General features: G+C 38.8%; 17 protein-coding genes and 1 pseudogene. 17 read left to right on the top strand and 1 reads right to left on the bottom strand.

Annotation, left to right across the window (positions count from 1 at the left end; all coding sequences use genetic code 11):
- Nucleotides 1–18: 18 nt before the first annotated feature.
- The 10 genes from AC0VZ4_RS20170 (at nucleotide 19) to AC0VZ4_RS20125 (ending at nucleotide 9,253) form a co-directional block, all read left to right on the top strand.
- On the top strand, nucleotides 19–399 hold the full coding sequence (locus tag AC0VZ4_RS20170) for an ATP synthase subunit I (protein ID WP_475440553.1): 381 nt from the start codon (nucleotides 19–21) through the stop codon (nucleotides 397–399).
- 15 nt (nucleotides 400–414) lie between these two features.
- On the top strand, nucleotides 415–1,257 hold the full coding sequence (gene atpB / locus AC0VZ4_RS20165) for a F0F1 ATP synthase subunit A (RefSeq protein ID WP_475440552.1): 843 nt from the start codon (nucleotides 415–417) through the stop codon (nucleotides 1,255–1,257).
- A 67-nt stretch (nucleotides 1,258–1,324) separates the two neighbouring features.
- Nucleotides 1,325–1,558 carry a F0F1 ATP synthase subunit C gene (gene atpE / locus AC0VZ4_RS20160; RefSeq protein WP_009838908.1) on the top strand — a complete coding sequence of 78 codons (234 nt, stop codon included), beginning with the start codon at nucleotides 1,325–1,327 and terminating at the stop codon, nucleotides 1,556–1,558.
- 55 nt (nucleotides 1,559–1,613) lie between these two features.
- Nucleotides 1,614–2,084 carry a F0F1 ATP synthase subunit B gene (gene atpF / locus AC0VZ4_RS20155; protein ID WP_475440551.1) on the top strand — a complete coding sequence of 157 codons (471 nt, stop codon included), beginning with the start codon at nucleotides 1,614–1,616 and terminating at the stop codon, nucleotides 2,082–2,084.
- 15 nt (nucleotides 2,085–2,099) lie between these two features.
- Nucleotides 2,100–2,633 carry a F0F1 ATP synthase subunit delta gene (gene atpH / locus AC0VZ4_RS20150; RefSeq protein WP_475440550.1) on the top strand — a complete coding sequence of 178 codons (534 nt, stop codon included), beginning with the start codon at nucleotides 2,100–2,102 and terminating at the stop codon, nucleotides 2,631–2,633.
- A 14-nt stretch (nucleotides 2,634–2,647) separates the two neighbouring features.
- Entirely contained in the window at nucleotides 2,648–4,189 is a 1,542-nt protein-coding gene (gene atpA / locus AC0VZ4_RS20145) for a F0F1 ATP synthase subunit alpha (protein ID WP_004335270.1), read from the top strand.
- A 60-nt stretch (nucleotides 4,190–4,249) separates the two neighbouring features.
- Entirely contained in the window at nucleotides 4,250–5,110 is an 861-nt protein-coding gene (atpG, locus tag AC0VZ4_RS20140; protein WP_475440549.1) for a F0F1 ATP synthase subunit gamma, read from the top strand.
- Nucleotides 5,111–5,143: 33 nt separating this feature from the next.
- Nucleotides 5,144–6,529, top strand: a complete 1,386-nt coding sequence (gene atpD / locus AC0VZ4_RS20135; RefSeq protein WP_475440548.1) for a F0F1 ATP synthase subunit beta — start codon at nucleotides 5,144–5,146, stop codon at nucleotides 6,527–6,529.
- A gap of 13 nt (nucleotides 6,530–6,542) precedes the next feature.
- The gene (locus tag AC0VZ4_RS20130) at nucleotides 6,543–6,965 is read left to right on the top strand and encodes a F0F1 ATP synthase subunit epsilon (protein ID WP_007377666.1); all 423 of its coding nucleotides are present in this window, start codon (nucleotides 6,543–6,545) and stop codon (nucleotides 6,963–6,965) included.
- A gap of 164 nt (nucleotides 6,966–7,129) precedes the next feature.
- Entirely contained in the window at nucleotides 7,130–9,253 is a 2,124-nt protein-coding gene (locus AC0VZ4_RS20125) for a winged helix-turn-helix domain-containing protein (protein ID WP_306725311.1), read from the top strand.
- A gap of 75 nt (nucleotides 9,254–9,328) precedes the next feature.
- On the opposite strand, the gene AC0VZ4_RS20120 is transcribed toward AC0VZ4_RS20125, so the two are convergent.
- Nucleotides 9,329–10,201 carry an ISAs1 family transposase gene (locus AC0VZ4_RS20120; protein ID WP_475440547.1) on the bottom strand — a complete coding sequence of 291 codons (873 nt, stop codon included), beginning with the start codon at nucleotides 10,199–10,201 and terminating at the stop codon, nucleotides 9,329–9,331.
- 110 nt (nucleotides 10,202–10,311) lie between these two features.
- On the opposite strand from AC0VZ4_RS20120, the gene AC0VZ4_RS20115 reads away from it, so the two are divergent.
- From AC0VZ4_RS20115 to AC0VZ4_RS20085, 7 genes and pseudogenes are all read left to right on the top strand, one after another.
- Nucleotides 10,312–11,571: an IS256 family transposase gene (locus AC0VZ4_RS20115; RefSeq protein WP_475439694.1), complete on the top strand. Its 1,260-nt coding sequence runs from the start codon at nucleotides 10,312–10,314 to the stop codon at nucleotides 11,569–11,571.
- A 213-nt stretch (nucleotides 11,572–11,784) separates the two neighbouring features.
- A pseudogene (locus AC0VZ4_RS20110) lies at nucleotides 11,785–12,566 on the top strand (integrase core domain-containing protein).
- A 234-nt stretch (nucleotides 12,567–12,800) separates the two neighbouring features.
- Complete coding sequence (locus AC0VZ4_RS20105; protein WP_475440546.1) at nucleotides 12,801–14,018, top strand: lanthionine synthetase C family protein; 1,218 nt, start codon at nucleotides 12,801–12,803, stop codon at nucleotides 14,016–14,018.
- Between the two features lie 19 nt (nucleotides 14,019–14,037).
- Nucleotides 14,038–17,181, top strand: coding sequence for a lantibiotic dehydratase (locus AC0VZ4_RS20100; protein WP_475440545.1), 3,144 nt, complete (start codon nucleotides 14,038–14,040; stop codon nucleotides 17,179–17,181).
- A 215-nt stretch (nucleotides 17,182–17,396) separates the two neighbouring features.
- Nucleotides 17,397–18,755, top strand: a complete 1,359-nt coding sequence (gene glmU / locus AC0VZ4_RS20095; protein ID WP_475440544.1) for a bifunctional UDP-N-acetylglucosamine diphosphorylase/glucosamine-1-phosphate N-acetyltransferase GlmU — start codon at nucleotides 17,397–17,399, stop codon at nucleotides 18,753–18,755.
- A 111-nt stretch (nucleotides 18,756–18,866) separates the two neighbouring features.
- Nucleotides 18,867–19,808: a hypothetical protein gene (locus tag AC0VZ4_RS20090; protein ID WP_475440543.1), complete on the top strand. Its 942-nt coding sequence runs from the start codon at nucleotides 18,867–18,869 to the stop codon at nucleotides 19,806–19,808.
- Nucleotides 19,808–20,398: a DUF1240 domain-containing protein gene (locus AC0VZ4_RS20085; protein ID WP_475440542.1), complete on the top strand. Its 591-nt coding sequence runs from the start codon at nucleotides 19,808–19,810 to the stop codon at nucleotides 20,396–20,398. The genes AC0VZ4_RS20090 and AC0VZ4_RS20085 overlap by 1 nt, the downstream gene beginning before the upstream one ends.
- Nucleotides 20,399–20,540 lie beyond the last annotated feature (142 nt).

Genomic DNA, 20,540 nt, shown 5'->3' with positions numbered 1-20,540 from the left:
CATAAAGGTTAACTAAACGTGACTAATAAGTTAGCAGGCCCTTATAGGCTTGCCGCATTTAAATTAATTTGTCTTCAGGGTTTAGTAGCATTAGTTGCTGCCGTAATTATTTTTGTTGGTTGGGGAGTTGATGCCAGTCTGTCAGCGTTAGCTGGTGGTGCTGTGACGATACTTCCTAACTTTGTATTTGCTACTTACGCATTCAGATATATGGGTGCAAGTAAAGCAAAACAAGTGTTTGCCTCGTTTAAACGTGGCAACGGATTAAAATTTTTGCTAACAATTTTTTTGTTCGCACTTATATTTAAACTTTATCCGGTAATGTTGTTGCCATTTTTTTGTAGTTTTATATTAGTGATGTTCGTTGGATTGTTCGCGCCAGTTTTTTTTAATCATTAACTTTTGGGATATAACATGGCTGCAGGTGAAGAGCTAACTCTAACGGGTTACATCAAGCACCATTTAACTAATGGTCAGGTGCGTCTAACCGACGACCCTAACAATTGGTGGATGGTACTTAATGTCGATACCCTCGCATGGTCTATCGGTTTAGGATTGATTTTCCTTTGGATTTTCAAGCGCGCAGCTAATAAAGCAACGCTTGGTGTTCCGGGGAAAATGCAGTGCTTTATCGAGATGGTCGTAGAATTCGTAGACTCTAACGTGAAAGATACTTTTCATGGTAAGAGTAAACTGATTGCCCCACTTGCCCTTACAATTTTTGTATGGGTATTTTTGATGAACTTAATGGATTTAATCCCAGTTGATTTTTTACCTACACTTGCTGCGCTTATAAACGGCGAGTCAATGGATGTTATTGCTGCGGGTAAATCTCATACGTACATGAAAGTGGTACCAACTACTGACCTTAACCTAACGCTTGCGATGGGTTTAGGTGTATTTGCACTTATCATTTTTTACTCAATTCGTGTTAAAGGTGTAATGGGTTTTGTAAAAGAACTTACATTACAACCGTTTAATGTTAAAAACCCAGTGATTCAAGCGCTATTTATTCCAGTAAACTTGTTATTAGAGTTAGTAACATTGTTTGCTAAGCCAATTTCGTTGGCACTACGTTTATTTGGTAACCTATATGCAGGTGAGTTGATCTTCATCCTGATTGCAGCTATTGGTTTATTCCAATTACCACTGCACTTTATATGGGCTGTATTCCACATTCTCGTAATCGTATTGCAAGCATTTATCTTCATGATGCTAACAATTGTATACCTGAGCATGGCGTCAACTGACCACTAATTGATGCCAGTTCAATAAAGATTTTTTTACTTAAACTTTAAACTTTGAAAATTAATCGGAGAAAACAATGGAAATCGTACTAGGTCTTAAATATATCGCTGTAGCGTTGCTAATCGGTTTTGGTGCTTTAGGTACTGCTATCGGTTTTGGTAACTTAGGTGGTAAATTCCTTGAGTCTGCTGCTCGTCAACCTGAGCTTGCACCACAACTACAAGTTAAAATGTTCATCGTAGCGGGTCTTATCGATGCTATCGCTATGATCGGTGTTGGTATCGGTCTATACATGTTGTTCGCACTTTAATATTGAGAAAAAACACTTTTTTCCGCGATCAACATTTGACTAAGGAGGAGTGGTTGTGAGTTTAAACCTTACTCTACTCGGCGAATTAATAGCATTTATCGTATTCGTTTGGTTCTGCATGAAGTTTGTGTGGCCACCATTAAACGGTGCGATTGAAGCTCGCCAGAAAAAAATTGAAGATGGTTTAGCCGCCTCAGACCAAGCTGAAAAAGATTTAGAACTTGCTCGTAAAAAAGCAACTGCAGGTCTTAAAGAAGCAAAGTCACAAGCCGCTGATATCATCGAGCAAGCTAAAAAGCGTGCAACGCAAATCGTAGACGAAGAGACATCTCGTGGTCACGAAGAGCGCGAAAACATCATTGCTCAAGGTCATTCTGAAATTGAAGCCGAGCGTAACCGTGTTAAAGAAGAACTGCGTAAGCAAGTTGCTACTTTAGCGGTTATCGGCGCACAGAAGATTCTAGAGCGCGAAATCAATGAAGCCGCGCACAGCGACATTGTTGAAAAACTTGTAGCTGAGCTTTAATAGGAGGGTCTGAGCATGTCTGAATTGACTACTATCGCTCGCCCATACGCTAAAGCGGCTTTTGAATTTGCCGTTGATCAGGGCGCAGTTGAGAGTTGGAATGACATGTTGTTTTTTGCTTCAGAAGTTGCAAAAAACGAACAAGTCGCTCAATTCCTAACTGGAAGCGCCTCTGCTGATAAGCAATCAGAAATTATGATTTCTGTTTGTGCAGAGCAACTCAACGAATACGGTCAAAACCTTGTAAAGGTTATGGCTGAAAATGGACGTTTGACAGCTCTACCAGCTGTTGCACAGTTGTTTTCTGTTTTTAAAGCAGATTTCGACAAAGAGATTGATGTAGACATCATCTCTGCAACAACCCTTGCTGCTCCGCAGCAAAATTTATTGGTAGCGGCACTTGAAAAACGTTTCGCACGCAAAGTTAAGCTGAATTGTAGTGTTGACGCATCAGTTGTTGGTGGCCTTTATATCCAGGCTGGTGACACTGTAATCGACGGCACTGTTCGCGGTAAATTAAACCGTTTAGCCACTACACTACAATCGTAATTGGGAAGAAGAGCATGCAACTTAATTCCACTGAAATTTCTGATCTGATCAAACAACGTATTGAGAAGTTCGAAGTTGTAAGTGAAGCTCGTAACGAAGGTACTATCGTATCTGTTACTGACGGTATCATCCGCATCCACGGTCTTGCTGACTGTATGCAAGGTGAAATGATTGAGCTTCCAGGCAGCCGTTACGCTATCGCACTAAACCTTGAGCGCGACTCAATTGGTGCAGTAGTAATGGGTCCTTACGCTGACCTTACAGAAGGCGTTAAAGTATACACAACTGGTCGTATCCTAGAAGTACCTGTTGGTCCTGGTCTACTTGGTCGTGTTGTAAACACACTAGGTGCACCGATCGATGGTAAAGGCGCTTTAGATAATGACGGGTTTGAACCTGTAGAAAAAATTGCACCAGGTGTAATCGAGCGTAAATCTGTAGATGAGCCAGTTCAAACTGGTTATAAATCTATCGATGCGATGATTCCAGTTGGTCGTGGTCAACGTGAACTTATCATTGGTGACCGCCAAACAGGTAAAACTGCACTAGCAATCGATGCAATCATCAATCAAAAAGACACCGGCGTTAAGTGTGTGTACGTTGCGATTGGTCAAAAAGCATCCACTATTGCAAACGTAGTTCGTAAATTAGAAGAGCATGGTGCACTAGCAAATACTATCGTAGTTGTTGCATCTGCTTCTGAATCTGCGGCACTTCAGTACTTAGCACCGTTTGCGGGCTGTACTATGGGTGAATACTTCCGTGACCGTGGTGAAAACGCATTAATCGTATATGATGATTTGTCTAAGCAAGCAGTTGCTTACCGTCAAATTTCATTACTACTTAAGCGTCCACCAGGCCGTGAAGCATACCCAGGTGACGTATTCTACCTTCACTCTCGTCTTTTAGAGCGTGCATCGCGTGTAAACGCAGATTACGTTGAAAAGTTCACCAATGGTGAAGTGAAAGGTAAAACAGGTTCATTGACGGCATTGCCAATCATTGAAACTCAAGGCGGCGACGTTTCTGCGTTCGTACCGACTAACGTTATCTCTATCACCGATGGTCAGATTTTCTTAGAAACTGACTTATTCAACTCAGGTATCCGTCCGGCAGTAAATGCTGGTATCTCGGTATCGCGTGTTGGTGGTGCTGCACAAACTAAAATCGTTAAGAAACTAGGTGGCGGTATTCGTCTAGCCCTAGCTCAGTACCGTGAATTAGCTGCGTTCTCGCAGTTCGCGTCTGACCTTGATGATGCTACTCGTGCTCAACTTGAGCATGGTGAGCGTGTAACAGAGCTAATGAAGCAGAAACAGTACGCGCCAATGTCTGTTGCTGAAATGTCTTTGTCGTTATTTGCTGCTGAAAAAGGCTTCCTTCAAGACATCGAAATCGCGAAAATCGGTGACTTTGAAGCGGCTTTACTTTCTTATGCAACTAGTACATACGCAGAGCTTGTGGCTCAAATCAATGAAACAGGTAACTTGAATGCCGAGATCGAAGCGCAACTTAAAGAACTTCTAACGAAGTTCAAGTCTACGCAAACTTGGTAATTTAGTTATTAATGGTGTGCTTTAGTTTTCTAAAGTACACCTTGATTCGGAGAAAGAGTCATGGCCAGCGGAAAAGAGATTAAAAGCAAGATCGGTAGTATTAAAAATACTCAAAAGATCACTAGCGCGATGGAAATGGTTGCTGCGTCTAAAATGAAAAAGGCTCAGGAACGTGTGGCTTTAAGCCGTCCGTACGCTGAAAATTTACGCAAAGTGATCGGTCATGTTGCTAATGCTAACCTCGAATATCGCCATCCTTATATGGAAGAGCGTGAGGTCAAGCGCGTTGGTTATATCGTCATCTCTACAGACCGTGGTTTATGTGGTGGCTTAAATTCTAACGAGTTTAAAAAAGTAGCACTAGATATCAAAGCGTGGAAAGAAAAAGGTGTTTCTGCAGATTTTGCAGTAATGGGCTCAAAAGCCGGCACTTTCTTTAACCGTTTTGGTGGCACAGTACTTGCCAAAAAATCAGGGTTAGGCGATGCGCCTTCAGTACAAGACATAATTGGTCCTGTACGTGTAATGCTTGAAGCATTTAACGAAGGCAAATTAGACCGTTTGTTCGTGGTTTACAACAAGTTTGTAAACACCATGAAGCAAGAGCCAACAATCGATCAGTTGTTGCCTTTGCCAAAAGACGAAAGCAAAGAACTTGCTCACCGTTGGGATTACATTTACGAACCAGATCCAAAAGCTTTATTGGATACATTAATGGTTCGTTTTATGGAATCTCAGGTATACCAAGGTGTAGTTGAAAATGCCGCCTCTGAACAGGCCGCCCGTATGGTTGCAATGAAAGCTGCAACTGATAACGCAGGTGACCTTATGGATGAGCTTCAGCTTGTTTATAACAAGGCGCGCCAAGCAGCAATCACACAAGAAATTAGTGAGATTTGTTCTGGCTCAGCAGCAGTTTAATGCTTCGGGTAAAGATTAACGAGAGGAATAGACATGAGTTTAGGTAAGGTCGTCCAAATTATCGGCGCCGTTGTGGATATTGAATTTCCACAAGACAGCGTGCCAGCCGTATATGACGCGTTAAAAGTAACAGATGGCGATTTAGCTGGTTTGACTCTAGAAGTTCAACAACAGCTAGGTGGCGGTGTGGTACGTACTATCGCACTAGGTACTACTGACGGTTTGCGCCGTGGTGCAGCAGTATCAAACACAGGTGAAGCGATTCAAGTTCCAGTTGGTAAAGCAACGCTTGGTCGTATCATGAACGTACTTGGTGAGCCAATCGATGAAGCAGGCCCAATCGGCGAAGAAGACCGTATGTCTATTCACCGTGCAGCTCCTTCTTACGAAGAGCAATCAAGTTCAGTTGAGCTTTTAGAAACTGGTATCAAGGTAATCGACCTTGTATGTCCATTTGCTAAAGGTGGTAAAGTTGGTTTATTCGGTGGTGCCGGTGTTGGTAAAACCGTAAACATGATGGAACTTATCCGTAACATCGCAATCGAGCACAGCGGCTACTCAGTATTCGCAGGTGTTGGTGAGCGTACACGTGAGGGTAACGATTTCTACCATGAAATGAACGATTCAAACGTACTTGATAAAGTATCGCTTGTATACGGTCAGATGAACGAGCCTCCAGGTAACCGTTTACGCGTAGCGTTAACAGGTCTTACTATGGCTGAAAAGTTCCGTGATGAAGGTCGCGACGTACTTTTCTTCGTAGATAACATCTACCGTTATACACTTGCTGGTACAGAAGTATCTGCACTTCTTGGTCGTATGCCATCAGCGGTAGGTTACCAGCCTACACTTGCTGAAGAAATGGGTGTGCTTCAAGAGCGTATCGCTTCTACTAAGACGGGTTCAATTACATCAATCCAAGCGGTATATGTACCTGCGGATGATTTAACGGATCCATCTCCAGCAACTACCTTTGCTCACTTAGATGCAACTGTAGTACTTTCTCGTGATATCGCATCACTTGGTATCTACCCAGCGGTAGACCCACTTGATTCATCGTCACGTCAACTTGATCCATTAGTAATCGGTCAAGAGCACTACGATACAGCACGTGGCGTTCAAACAGTTCTTCAGCGTTATAAAGAACTTAAAGACATCATTGCAATCCTAGGTATGGACGAGCTTTCTGACGAAGATAAGCAACTTGTATCTCGTGCACGTAAAATCCAACGTTTCCTATCTCAGCCATTCTTCGTGGCAGAGGTGTTTACAGGCGCGTCTGGTAAATACGTATCACTAAAAGATACAATTGCTGGCTTTAAAGGCATCTTAAACGGTGAATTTGATGATATGCCAGAGCAAGCGTTCTACATGGTTGGCTCTATCGAAGAAGCTCAAGAAAAAGCCAAAGGCATGTAACTAGGAGGGTAGTATGACAGCTATGACTGTACATCTTGACGTAGTAAGCGCTGAGCAGAGTTTGTTCTCTGGTCTTGTTGAATCGATTCAAGTATCTGGTAGTGAAGGCGAGCTGGGTGTAAACCTAGGCCATGCTCCATTACTAACTGCCCTTAAACCTGGTATGGTACGTTTAGTTAAGCAATTTGGTCACGAAGATGTGATATATGTTGCTGGCGGTACATTAGAAGTTCAACCAAATCACATCACGATTCTTGCAGATACAGCGGTTCGTGGTGAAGATTTAGATGAAGATTCTGTACAAAAAGCTAAACGTGAAGCTGAAGAACATATGGCGAATTCGTCAGCTGTTGAGTTTGATTATCAACAAGCGGCAACGCGACTGGCAGAAGCAGTTGCTCAGTTACGCGTAATTCAGCAATTACGTCACAAGTAAGCCTATCCGGTTTTAAAAAGCCCACTTTATGTGGGCTTTTTTGTGACTGTTCAGATGACATTACTTTATATAGCTGTTAATCTCTCGTTAATGTTTTCCCATTTGAAACAGTTTAAACATTTTTTATTCTCAAGCTGTGATATGGATGTTGGGTTATAACAATTATGAAAGAAGTAAATTTCCCCCGTAGTGTCAAAGAAATCAAGTTTGGTGCGTGGAGCCTTAATCCAAAACTTCAAATAATTTCTGATGGTGAAGTAGAAAGAGAATTGGAGCCTCTTCTTTTTAAAATCTTATGTTATTTGATCATAAATAAAGACGAGATTATTACGCGTCAAGATCTTGTTGATGATGTTTGGTGCCAACACTATGTTGATGACAACGCAATTAACCGAGCAATGTCAGAACTTAGAAAAGTCCTAAAATCTGAAATTCAACGCGGTTTAGTAGTAAAAACACACTACAGAAAGGGCTATAGTTTTTTTTTAGAGCCGGAAGTTATTTACTATGAAGACGAATCTTTGGCTTTGGGCCAAGTTAGCGCATTAAAAGAAACACCTAATAAAAAACAAAAAAAGTTAATAGTGCTAATAGCCATGTTAATTTTAGGATTTTTTAGTAGTATCTACATGCTTCAAAGCATACTAAATCAAAATGGCAATAAACAAAAAGATACGTTATCAAAGGTTGAAACAAAAAGCTCAAAGATTGTAGAGAAAAAATTTAACGAAGAAACGCTTTCTTGGCTACAGGGAGTGTATAGTCGAATGATACTTTCCCCAGACAGCTCAACTGTCGCACTTTCATTCCTTGAAGAAGATCAATCATATTCAGCACTTTTATTAAAAAACTTAAATACCGGGCAAGAGAGAAAAATCTCAGAAGTAAACGCTAATATATTCCCAGCAGGTTGGTCAATTGATAGCGAACGTGCAATTTATAGTTTAGAAACTGAAGGTAAATGTGAGCTGTGGGAGGTTGGTTTAACAGGTAATGCTGATAGTAAATTTTTATTCGAGTGTGAGCCTTCGCATCAAGTAAACGCTTTAAGTTTAGCTAACAACTCTTATATTTACTCAAAATATGGTTACAGGAAGCGTTCAGAATTGTCAGCCCTTGTTAATCGAAACTTAAGCACTGGTGATGAGTTTCAAATAAGTTCGCCAAACTTAAATTCGTATGGAGATAAGCTTCTCTACTTTATAAAAAGTAAAAACAAAATTATATTTGAAAGACACCAATTTAATTCTAGTGAATTATATATGACGGATTTGGAAGGTGGCGCACAAATAAAACTATACGAGACTAAGAGTAGAATATGGTCAATTAATTACCAAAATGAAACAGATTCATTGTTGTGGTATGACAATAAAGAAGAGATTTTTTACGAATACTCATTAAGAAATAATCGTTTAGAAAGTAAGACAAAGGTGGATAGTGAAAGTGTTTACTCAGTAACCTATCCAATTGATAATAAAAATATTTTAGGGCTTACTTACCCTTTTTCTCATAATATTTACAGGTTCGATTTAACTTCTAAAAACTTTGAACGTGTATCAAAGCTAGAAAGTGGCTTTGCAAATATAGTTGGAGAAAATGTTGTTTTTTTAAGTAGGGATGGGGGATTAATTAAGTTAAATACAGTATTCAAAGACGGTAAGGTCACGTCTAAAAAGGTAAATTTAAGATATAAGGACTTTAAAATATCTTCTGATTCCCAAGAAGCCCTTGGTATTAATAAAAATGAAATAGAAATACTCAGATATGAAGATTTATCGGTTAAAGATGTCATTACGCCAAAAGGTAATTTAATCTCGGTTAATTATTTGCAAGAAAATAATATTGGCTATATTGTACAAGGTGAAATTACTACGAATAGTACTGCTTATATTTTTAACAGGAGCAATTCTAATAGTATATTGTTGCCAGTAAAAAATGCGGTGTGGTTTGGCCAGTTACTTGATAATAAACTCGTTTTTTTGAATAATCTAGATATGTTGATATTTTTCGATTTATCTACAGGGGAGCAAACAAAAGGTTTTAAAGTTAAACAATCAGCTTATAAACACTCTTTATCAATAAGTCAAAATAAACTTTATCACTCAACGGGGAAAGCTGTTTACGAATATGATTTTTCTGAAGGCATTAAAGTTATTCCTAAAAAAGTATATGAAGTTAATAAGACCGAAGAACTCATTTTAAATGTTAATTCTTCGAGTACAGTAAATACCCTATCATTAGAAGTATCAGAGTTAGTGAATAATGAACTTGTGAGGTTATCACTATAGAAAAAATAAATTACTGTTTTGTAAGGTGAGCGCTATATATCAAAATTAGTACCAGGGCAAGAGCATGAAAAAAGTCTATGCGTTCAGTACCTTTTCAAGGTAGGCTGTACTGCGCATAGCTTTTTTCTGTTTTGCGGGCATGCCTTTACTAAAGCTTTTTTCTGCTTTTAGCTGATTAAATGCGATGTGTCTCAGCCCCGCAAATACAGGTGCTGCACCTTCGCGCCTAATTCGACACTCATCTTCTTTAAATCCTACATCTAAACGCCAATGTAATCCATTTTCTATTTGCCAATGTTGTCGTGCTCCTCTCGTGAGCTCTTCCGCTGTTAAATTCGCTGAACTAATATAGTATCTATAGCATAACTCATTGCTTAATTTACCTTTTTCTTTCCTATAAGAAACAATAACACCCACTGTTTTTACACCTTCCCAGTGTATCGTTTCTGATAAACCGCTCACGTTATGGCTCACTGCACAGCACCTAAATTCTTCTCTATTTTTTTGATAATCGGCTTCGTTAAACAAGAGCCCATCAGATGCTTGTCGTGCTACCTCAGGTAATAGCACATCTTCTATTTGTGACAGTAGCCTTTTATGGTTTGCTTTTACCGCAAGTAAGTAATCGGCTTCTTTACCAACTATTTTTTTTGCAATTGATTTTTGACACCCCATAGCGTCAATCGTTACTAAGCAGCCTTTTATCTCTAATAATTCAAGCAGCTCTGGCAACGCTTTTATTTCATTTGACTTTTTATCAACAGGGCATTGTGCCAAAACAACACCATTTTCGCATGCAAATGCACTGATCATATAAAGCGCATCGCGTCTATCTGACTGATTAAATGAACCTTTCAATCGTTTACCGTCAATAGCAACTACACCGCCTTGAGTTAATTTGGAGCAGGCTTTCATCCAAGAAGAAAAGGAATCTTGGAATTGCGTCATGTCAATACGGCTCGAGCTATAGTCGTTTCTGGTGTATGAGAAAAAGTCATTGCGATGTAATCTGTTAATTGATCTTGACCGGATCAACAATTAACCAGAGAGACATCGCAATGACTGAAAATGATAATGTTATTTCCATTGAAAAACCAGACAATCCGTTAGAGCAGTTGCTTAAAAGCGGGGCGCAGCAGTTGTTAGCTCAAGCGATTGAGGCTGAGTTGGCTGTTTTATTGGCTCAATACCAGCATGAGACCGTCGAGGGACTTCAGCGGATCGTCAAAAATGGTCACCAGCCTGAGCGTACGATCCAAACAGGCCTTGGTGATATTGAGGTCAAAATACCTAAAGTCAGGGATCGAAAAAAGGAAGGCATTAAATTCAATAGTGCCTTGATCCCGCCTTATCTGAAACGGACAAAAAATATCGAAGAGCTGATCCCATGGCTCTATTTACGAGGAATTTCGACGGGTGATATGCAGCCCGCTTTAGTGTCTCTTTTAGGCGAGCAAGCCAAAGGTTTGTCGGCCAATAGTGTCTCTCGGTTGAAATCCACCTGGGAAACGGAGTATCAGCAGTGGTCTAAACGTTCCTTGGCTAAACGTCGATATGTGTATATCTGGGCCGATGGGATTTACAGTAAAATTCGAATGGATGATAAGCTGTGCTTACTGGTAATTATGGGGGTAGATGAAACGGGCAGAAAGGAGCTATTGGCGGTGGTTGACGGGGTTCGTGAGTCTGAGCAGAGCTGGACTGAAGTGTTAAATCAACTGCGCTCACAGGGTCTAACAATACCACCAAAATTGGCCATAGGGGATGGTGCGCTGGGGTTTTGGAATGCCCTCACCAAAGTATGGCCAACAACCCAACATCAACGTTGCTGGGTGCATAAAATCGCGAATGTGCTAAACAAAGTGCCGAAATCAATGCAACCTAAAATCAAAGCGAATTTACAAGATATCTGGATGGCAGAGAGTCGAGCTTCTGCTTATAAAGCGTATGATTTATTTGTTAAAAATTACTCAGTCAAATACCCAAAAGCGACGGATTGCTTGATGAAGGATAAAGATGAAATGCTGGCATTTTATGATTATCCTGCTGAGCATTGGATGCACATAAGAACGAGTAATCCGATAGAGTCAACGTTTGCGACGGTAAGGCTGAGAACGCATAAAGTGAAGAGTTGTGGCAGCCGGACAACCACCTTAATGATGGTTTTTAAACTCGCGCAGTCGGCAGAGAAAAAATGGTACCGCTTGCGAGGATTTAAGCTACTGGCTGAAGTAATTACAGGGGTAAAATTTAAAGACGGCGAAAGAATAACTCAAGATCAAACAGAGCATCAAGATGAGCTCATACACCAGATTTGACAATAACTCTAAACCAACTCAAGTTCTTTTATTTCCCTACCTATAAATATTTTTTGATAACTTAAGTCTACTTGTAAATTATATCTTTCATACAGCGACCTATGGTGGCCTTCATTGATAGCCCCACCAACTATCAATGGTGTGGTAATCCCCCCGAAAAATAATAGATGCCAAACGTAGAATTTTCTCTTATTGTAAACACAGGAGAAAATTATGAAAAAAGCACATTTTACAGACAGTCAGATCCTTGCCATTTTAAAACAAGCAGAAAGCGGCGTGCCTATTCCTGAGCTATGCCGTGAACATGGTATGGGCAACTCAACCTTTTATAAATGGCGCGCTAAATACGGCGGCATGGATGCGTCTTTAATGACACGAATGAAAGAGCTTGAAGATGAAAATCGCCGTTTAAAGAAAATGTATGCAGAAGAGCGGCTAAAATCTGAGGTCATTCAGGAGGCAATGGCAAAAAAGTGGTAAAGGCTTCTGAGCGCAAAGTCTTGGCTCATGAAGTCGTTAGCACAAATAAAATGAGTATTGCCTTAGCCTGTCGCTTGTTCAATGTGATTGATGATTTCAATCGCGAAGGACTCACAATAGATGCTGACTTATCACTCCCCGCTGAGCGTGTTATCCGCTCACTCAATCAAATTATAGAATGGCGTGGTAAGCCAAAAGCTATCAGGTGTGACAATGGGCCTGAATATATTAGCCATAAATTAGCAGAGTGGGCGTTAAATAATAATATTGAATTACGATTTATTCAACCAGGTAACCCGCAACAAAATGCTTATGTAGAGCGGTTTAATCGCACGGTTAGGTATGACTGGCTAAGTCATTATATTTACAGTGATATTAGTGAGTTACAAGATAAAGCAACCGATTGGTTATGGACTTATAATAATGAACGCCCTAACATGGGCATAGGTGGCATAACACCCATACAAAAACTGGAAAAGTTAAACAACGAAAATTCTACAGATAGCCTCCATTAAAAATGGGGGGATTACCGTGTAATCTCATTTGGTACGAGCTGCATGCCTGAGGATAAGCTTTTAATATTCTTTTTATGTAATTTCATTTCTAATTTATAGCTTAGTAACATAGTAGTACGTTATTACACCACACTAAGTTAAACATGCAATGTAAAACATTAACATTTGTACTTTTAATGTTAATATGAAATTATGATTATTTAAAATTTAAAGATGTTGATAGAAAGGAATTCCATGATAATCAATGGGTTGGTTGGAAGTGCGCAAAGCGATGTGATGAGGGGTATCCTCAAAGAAATAACTCAAAAAATATCAGAAGAGATAATAAAAAAAGAGAGTGGTAATGGGCTATTAAATGGGCTGGCTGGTTACATCTTGTTTTTATACAATGCAGGTAAGTTTGAGGATATTTGTGTCGGTGATTCACTCCTAAATGAAAAAATGGAGCTTTTACAGGCTCAGTTAGCTAAGCAGTCCTTGGAGTTTAGTTCGGGATTAGCTGGGCAGGCATGGTTGTTGGAGTTTTTAAATCAATCAAATAAAGCTGATTACGATAGCGAGCTTCTTGAAAGTATAGATATTCTATTTGCTAATAGTTTGTCTCAGAATGATGTTTGGCTTGGTGAGATTGAAACAATACTAGGTCTAGCAGGTTACACACCTTATACAGCAAGACGTGCTCGTTTTACTGATCAAACAAGACTTTACAGTATTATCGTTAGAGCTTTTGAGCAAACAGCCACTTACTTTGATAATGGAAACATTACTTGGTCTCAACCCTATAAGTCGGCTTATAGGTTTAATCAAAATGATGAAAACTTACCTGAGTATAATTTAGGCTTAGCCCATGGTGTGCCAGGTATTATTGCTGCTTTAGTTCCTGTCCTACATATACCCAAACTAAAGGCAAGAGCGCGTAAGTTATTATTAGGCAGTTGTGATTGGCTATTGACTAATCAAAACTGTAATTTAAGTAGTAACGCTTGTTTTGGCAGTTGTGCTGGTGATGGGGGAGATTCCCGTTTAGGTTGGTGTTATGGTGACTTAACAATTGCTTTGACTCTTATGCGCGTAGGGGTCGCTTTAAATATGCCTCATTATGTTGAAAGAGCACTAGGTATCGCTCGTCACGCAGCCAAGCGTGATGAAATTTCTGGTTACGTCAAGGATGCGGGGATTTGCCACGGTTACTTTGGGTTAATAATGATATTTAGCTTGTTAAATAAACTATCTCCACACCCAGATTTACAAGCAGCAATTAACTATTGGCTAAGTTTTGCTTTAGAGCAATATGAAGATAATGGAGTTAGCAGCTTTTACAGCTATAAAGGTGATGAAGGCGGTTATGAAGAGGATTTCAGTCTCTTAATGGGGTATTCAGGAATTGGGCTAGTAATTATAAGTCTTTTAAATGGTGAGTTTGGTTGGGCCGATAGTTTGCTAATTGATTAAAATACAAAAGGAAATTGGAATGACCAATAAAATAAAAAATGCTCCATTCTTTGTTGTACGTGCACCACGGTTAAGTAACGAACAACTTCTACAGTTTAATAATGCGAATGCTGATACTAATAAAATACTTGAAAGCTGGTTATCTATGTATGGTGTTCAAGAAGCACTTTATTTAGCTAGCCCCTCGCTATTAGAACGCATAAATCTATGGCGTGAAAAACCAGACACTAAGCAAGGTAAAAAGGTATCACACGCTTTAATAAAATATATGATCCGGATGTGTTCAAGAGCAACACCGTTCGGTTTATTTTCGGGTGTAAGTAAAGGTGAGATCACTTCGGTTACAGATTTAATCTGTGGGGATTATAAAAAAGATAGCCGAAAGACTCGTTTAGACATGTTTTACCTAAATGAGCTTAAAGACTATTTTATCAAGCATACCTCGAAATCTGACACACTAAAATATAAACCAAATCCCTCTCATTATTTCATCGCGGAGCAGTGTCGTTACATAGAAGCTTACCTCTTCGATGATAGTATGCAATATCGTTTAAGCGCGGTGGAAAGTGACGAATATTTTAAATTTGCTTTAAATTTAGCAAGTACCGGGATTAGCTTTAATAACTTATGTAAGGCTTTTTGTGAGCAATATATAGATGCCGATAAAGAAGATGTAGAGTCATACATTCAAGATTTAATAGATGAAGGCATTTTAATAGCTGATATACCATTGCCATTAACTGGAGATTCTCCAGATTATGCTTTATTAAAGTCTATTCAAAATCTTAAAGAAAATATTTACGCTGATCATCTTGCTACAGTTTTGGTAAAAATAGATCATCTAGATGAAGATAACTTAGGAAGCATTGCACCATACAAGCAATTACTTACACATTTAGATAAATTGCCAATAAAAGCACAAGAAAATAAGCTGTTTCAAGCTGATATATATCGCAACTACAGTACTTGTTATTTAAGCGAAATAGAAATTAACCGCTTGCAAAAGCAACTTGAGCTACTGTCTGGTTTGAGCTTGAACGAAAGAAGCAATCCTTTATCCCCGTTTATTAACCAATTTAATGCTCGTTTTGAAGGGCAGTTTGTAGCACTTGATGTCATTTTAGATGATGAAACCGGAATTGGCATTTCAGATGAAACAGGCTATGAAGCACCTTTGGTTGCCGGCTTACACTTCGCTCGGGCTGGCGGTATTGTCAATACTCCGGCAGGTGTGAGTCTAATTGATGCAATTATTGAAGAAGCAATTAGTTTACCAAAAAATCGCAATAAAAACTGTATTGCTCTAAAAAGTAAAGAACTCAAAGTTAAAGCGACAAATACTGACGCACTAAAATATTATCCCAGCTTTTTTGCTGCAATGCTAAGTTTGTACGAAGATGATAAACACAATCCTATAATTAAGTTTAATGGCTGCTATGGGCCATCATCAGCAAATTTATTAGGCCGTTTTTGTCATTTAGATGAAAGTTTAAAAAATGCAGTGAGGGAAGAGTTAAGGCTAGAACAGGCGCATTCTCCAGATGTTATTTTTGCTGAAGTTGTACATATGCCAGAAGGGCGACCCGGTAACGTTATTGCTCGTCCGCATTTACGTGAATACGAGATTGTATTTATGGCTGACAGCAGCCTAAATGACGAATATCAAATTCATTTAAGTGATTTATATGTTTGGGTTGAAGGCCATCAGGTTAAGCTCTGGAGTAAGCGATTAAATAAACAAATTGTTCCGCGCTTGTCATGTGCACACAATTATTCTTCGCGCAGCCTTAGTGCATATAAATTTTTATGCATGCTGCAACATCAAGATGGGCGAGTACCGCAGTTTTCTATGCCGCAAAGTACAACCAGAGATAGTTTTGTACCACGGATAATGTTAGATAATTTAGTGCTTAGTGAAAAAACATGGCGCATCGATAGAAAATATCTACAAGAAGTGTTAATTGATGGCCAGCTTAATATGGATAAGCTCAATGCTCTCTTAGCTACCTTCCAATTAGACCCGCAAGTTTGTTATGCAATGTTTGATAATATTTTGCAATTGGACTTGCGAAACTCTGACATGTTTGAAATTTTACTAGCAGAGACTAAAGGACAAACCAGGGTTGAATTAAAGGAGGTTTTATCTTCTAACTTTTCCTCACGTGTAAAAGATGAGCAAGGGCATCATTATAATAATGAAGTAATAGTACCTTTTAGAAATACAGCGGCAAAAGTACATAAGCACTTTGTAGATGAGCCACTTGCAAATATATCGGCCAAGCCAATTAAAAGAAGGTTTAGTGCTGGTTCTGAGTGGCTCAGTTTAAAAATTTATAGCGGTAATTCTTTAGTTGAACAACTTCTGTGTGAGAAGTTACTTCCACTCATTGAGTCAAACAAAAACCTTTATAACAAGTGGTTTTTTATTAGATACTCAGATCCAGACTGGCATATTAGAGTTCGTTTTCATGGAAAGCCAAATATATTATGTGGTGAGTTACTACCTTTATTAAATAACCTACTTGATCCAATGATCGAAAGCGGTGAATTACATAAAGTAGAGCTAATGACATATGAGCGAGAAGTTGAGCGCTATGGTGGGCCTGAGTCCATAGCCTTGGCTGAATCTTTATTTATGTATGATAGTGAGTTAATTACAAACGCATGTTTACTAGTTGACGACTACGGTGAAGATATACGTTGGCGAATAGCATTAAATTATACACATAAGTTACTCAATCTATTTAATTACACGGATGATGAGCGTTTAAGTTTGATTAGCCGTTTACGAGATGGTTTTGGTAATGAGTTTAACGAAAATAGTATTTTACGTAAGCAGTTAGGTAGCCGTTTTCGAGAGTATCAAGATCAGTTAAATGACGACTTCATTAAGCTAAATACTGTTGATACAGATGGCCTTGATGAAACGCAAAAGTTTATTTTTAAATTACTTAAAAAATGGCAAAATAACGCTGAGCCAATTGTTAAAACCTTAGTTCAGCTCATTAAAGAAAATAAGCTTAACTGTACACGAGATTCACTTTTAGGCTCACTTTTACACATGCATAATAACCGTATATTTAAAGCATATGGAAGAGAGCAAGAGTTTGTAATACATGATTTGCTAAGGAGAAAATACTTTTCTACAGGTAAAGCTAAATAAAAAAGCGCGTTTAAAGTTGTAATACCTTTAAACGCGCTTATATATTTTACCAATCCTCGCTACAATAACGCTATTCAATTAAGTGTGTTTTTCAGTCAAGATTCAGTACTAATAAACTAACCTACTGAGTATTTGCACAAGAAGTGATTTACGTAATCTTCTGCACAAACATAAGACTTATTTAGCTAAAACAACGGAAAAAGGAAATTGTTTTAATGGCTCTAACAACTGTTATTCTTGCTGCGGGTAAAGGTACTCGTATGCGCTCTGCTCTACCTAAAGTTTTGCACAATGTTGCAGGTAAACCAATGGTACAGCACGTTATTGATAATGCGATGGCATTAGGTGCAACGACTACAAACTTAGTTTATGGACATGGCGGCGAACTATTACAACAACAACTTGCCGATAACGATGTAAATTGGGTACTCCAAGCAGAACAACTCGGTACTGGCCACGCAGTAGCGCAAGCCAACTCTCATATTAACGATGAAGACACAGTATTGATTTTATACGGTGATGTACCGCTAACAAAACAATCAACACTAGAGCGTTTATTAGCCGCAACACCTAAAAATGGTTTAGCGGTATTAACGGTAAATTTGGTAAACCCAAATGGCTATGGTCGAATGCTTCGTGCCGGTGGTAAGTTAGTCGGTATTGTTGAGCAAAAAGATGCAAGCTCAGAGCAGTTACTTATTAACGAAGTAAATACAGGCATTATGGCTGTTAACGGTAAGCTATTAAAAACATGGTTAGGTAACCTATCTAACAATAATGCACAAGGCGAGTACTACTTAACAGATATCGTTGCAATGGCTCACAATGAAGGCGTAGAGATCACTTCAGCGCAACCAGATCATGCAATGGAAGTTGAAGGCGCAAATAACCGTGTACAACTTGCAGGTCTTGAGCGTGCTTACCAAGCATGGCAAGCGCAAGAGTTAATGTTAAATGGTGCCACCCTCGCCGACCCTGCTCGTATTGATGTACGTGGAACAGTTACCACCGGTGAAGATGTACTTATTGATATAAACGTTATTTTTGAAGGTAATGTAACCCTTGGTAGCAATGTACAAATTGGCCCTAACTGTGTCCTTAAAAACTGTACCATAGGTGATAACGTTATTATTAAAGCTAATACGCTGATTGAAGATGCCACAGTTGCAGATAAGTGTACGTTGGGTCCTTATGCTCGGCTTCGCCCAGGCGCTGTAATGGAAGAAGACTCACACATTGGTAACTTTGTTGAGATGAAAAAAACCCGTTTAGGCAAAGGCTCAAAAGCCAACCACTTAAGTTACTTAGGTGATGCTGAAATTGGCGAAAAAGTGAATATTGGCGCGGGTACTATTACCTGTAACTACGATGGTGTTAATAAATCAAAAACTATTATTGGCGATAATGCTTTTATTGGTTCTAATTCATCACTTGTTGCCCCAGTAAATATAGGTGCAACTGCAACAATTGGTGCAGGCTCTGTGATCACCAGTACCGTTGAAGATGACCAATTAGCAATAGCACGCTCTAAACAGCGTAATTTAACAGGTTGGAAACGCCCAGTTAAAAAATAATAAGCCAACACCTTTTTAAAGCGAGTTATATACTCGCTTTTTATTGCCTAAATTTTCTTGATTAAGTAGACTATAAAATAATGGATTAAAATATACTCAAGGAAGTGTTATATGTCAGCTCATGCTCGCCGTGCTATTGCCGAAAGGCAACGTCAAAGCCAAATAAAAAGCATTCTATCAGGTAATAACCACACTCTTATTCAAATGAACTCAGCAGAGTTTGTAGACTACATTATCTCTGTAAAGATGAAGCAAGGTAAATCTCGTTCAGAAGTGGTTGATTGGCTTGATGAGTTACTAGAAGAGCATAATTCACTATCAAGTAAATGGAAACGAATTAAAGAACCATTAAAGACAGGAGGTGGGTTATACCCTTTATTTGATGATATTAAGGCATTAGCCATTATAGCGGCTACAATGCAGCGCCAAGGTAATGTTTTCGGTAAGTTTAAAATTAAAGTTTATAACGGTTCCCCCGCTATTATAATCACTTCTTACTCTGGTATCCGAGCTCATTTAACGGGTACTCGTTATTTAGCAAGTAACCCCAAACTTTTTACTATCGGTGTCGGTAAATTAGAAGCTGCAAAAGCTATGAAGGGTGGGTTTGTGCTCACTCTAGCAATTTCAGTGACATTTCATGCTACAGACTACCTTTTAAACGATCAAAAAACATGGCATGACTTAGTGGCAGGTGTAGCCGTGGATATGGCTGTAGTTGGAGCTGCTATTGTGACTACTAGTACAATATTAGGTGTCGCATCAGCAGCATCAGCAGGTTTAGCAACAATAATTGCTGGTACAGTATTAGTGCCCTTGTTGGTTGTTGTAATCGTTGGGGTGGCTTTTTCAATTGCATTTTCGGATACCAGTGATTATGTAAAAGTACTTTCTGATGAGTTAAGAAATATTGAAAATAAGATACAGAGTGGTGTAGTTAAAATTAAGGCTGGAGCGCAGAAAATTAATAGCGAATATAAAGAAAATCCAAATGAATTTTTACATGAAACCTTTGGAGTTCCTATGTTTAAAAAAACTAGGTCTTATAACTAATGCCTATTTTAGAATGGAAAAAAGCAGATAAAAAGTTATCCCTTGCAAATGTGAAAGAATTAGCTTCTGTTTTCTTCTTGTTAATTGTTAGTGGAGGACTGTGCTATAAAATAGCCTTAAATTTTTTTTCCGAAGTGGAAACAATATTTTTAGTTAGTCGGCCTCAATTTTTTATCAAAGAGCAAGCCACCATACTGCTATCTTTTTTATTATTACCTTGCTTATTTCTAACGTTTTTATCGACTTTACAGCGCTTTTTGGGGTTTGATATAAAGTTAACTTTAATTAATGCATTTAAAAGTGCAGTTGTAGGTTTAATTGTTTTATTAATTCTATCAATCCCGACGAATCTTGTCATAGAGTCTAATTTAAAAAGCCAAGGTTACACTTATTGTAGTTGGTATACTGGACCCTCACTTCGAGCGCCTGATGTTTGGCTAAAAAATAATGATTTATGTCTACAAGACGGTTCTATAATAATTAGCGACATAGCCGATTGGTTTGAAATGCATAATGAAAAAGGCATTGAGCCAACGCTTAATGAGCTTAAAGTTTTTATACAGAAAATTAGAGCAGAGTATAATCGCTAAAATTAAAACAAGATTGCTTTAGCCGTTTTTATTTAAAAACCAGATAATCTAGTCAATTACACAAGAGATTTTTTGTTTTCCAACGATAAACCTGAATCGTAGTGGGTTGGCTAGAAAGTGTACTCGAAAGATCAATACGCTC

The organism is Pseudoalteromonas sp. QJM3NY_22, from assembly GCF_056173065.1.
This window is presented reverse-complemented; position numbering and strand designations above follow the sequence as displayed.

Coding starts and splice junctions, on each gene's coding strand:
- atpD (WP_475440548.1), top strand. CDS start 5,144: ATGAGTTTAGGTAAGGTCGTCCAAATTATCGGCGCCGTTGTGGATATT.
- AC0VZ4_RS20125 (WP_306725311.1), top strand. CDS start 7,130: ATGAAAGAAGTAAATTTCCCCCGTAGTGTCAAAGAAATCAAGTTTGGT.
- AC0VZ4_RS20115 (WP_475439694.1), top strand. CDS start 10,312: ATGACTGAAAATGATAATGTTATTTCCATTGAAAAACCAGACAATCCG.
- atpA (WP_004335270.1), top strand. CDS start 2,648: ATGCAACTTAATTCCACTGAAATTTCTGATCTGATCAAACAACGTATT.
- AC0VZ4_RS20105 (WP_475440546.1), top strand. CDS start 12,801: ATGATAATCAATGGGTTGGTTGGAAGTGCGCAAAGCGATGTGATGAGG.
- AC0VZ4_RS20090 (WP_475440543.1), top strand. CDS start 18,867: ATGTCAGCTCATGCTCGCCGTGCTATTGCCGAAAGGCAACGTCAAAGC.
- glmU (WP_475440544.1), top strand. CDS start 17,397: ATGGCTCTAACAACTGTTATTCTTGCTGCGGGTAAAGGTACTCGTATG.
- AC0VZ4_RS20130 (WP_007377666.1), top strand. CDS start 6,543: ATGACAGCTATGACTGTACATCTTGACGTAGTAAGCGCTGAGCAGAGT.
- AC0VZ4_RS20120 (WP_475440547.1), bottom strand. CDS start 10,201: ATGACGCAATTCCAAGATTCCTTTTCTTCTTGGATGAAAGCCTGCTCC.
- atpH (WP_475440550.1), top strand. CDS start 2,100: ATGTCTGAATTGACTACTATCGCTCGCCCATACGCTAAAGCGGCTTTT.
- AC0VZ4_RS20085 (WP_475440542.1), top strand. CDS start 19,808: ATGCCTATTTTAGAATGGAAAAAAGCAGATAAAAAGTTATCCCTTGCA.
- atpG (WP_475440549.1), top strand. CDS start 4,250: ATGGCCAGCGGAAAAGAGATTAAAAGCAAGATCGGTAGTATTAAAAAT.
- atpB (WP_475440552.1), top strand. CDS start 415: ATGGCTGCAGGTGAAGAGCTAACTCTAACGGGTTACATCAAGCACCAT.
- atpE (WP_009838908.1), top strand. CDS start 1,325: ATGGAAATCGTACTAGGTCTTAAATATATCGCTGTAGCGTTGCTAATC.
- AC0VZ4_RS20100 (WP_475440545.1), top strand. CDS start 14,038: ATGACCAATAAAATAAAAAATGCTCCATTCTTTGTTGTACGTGCACCA.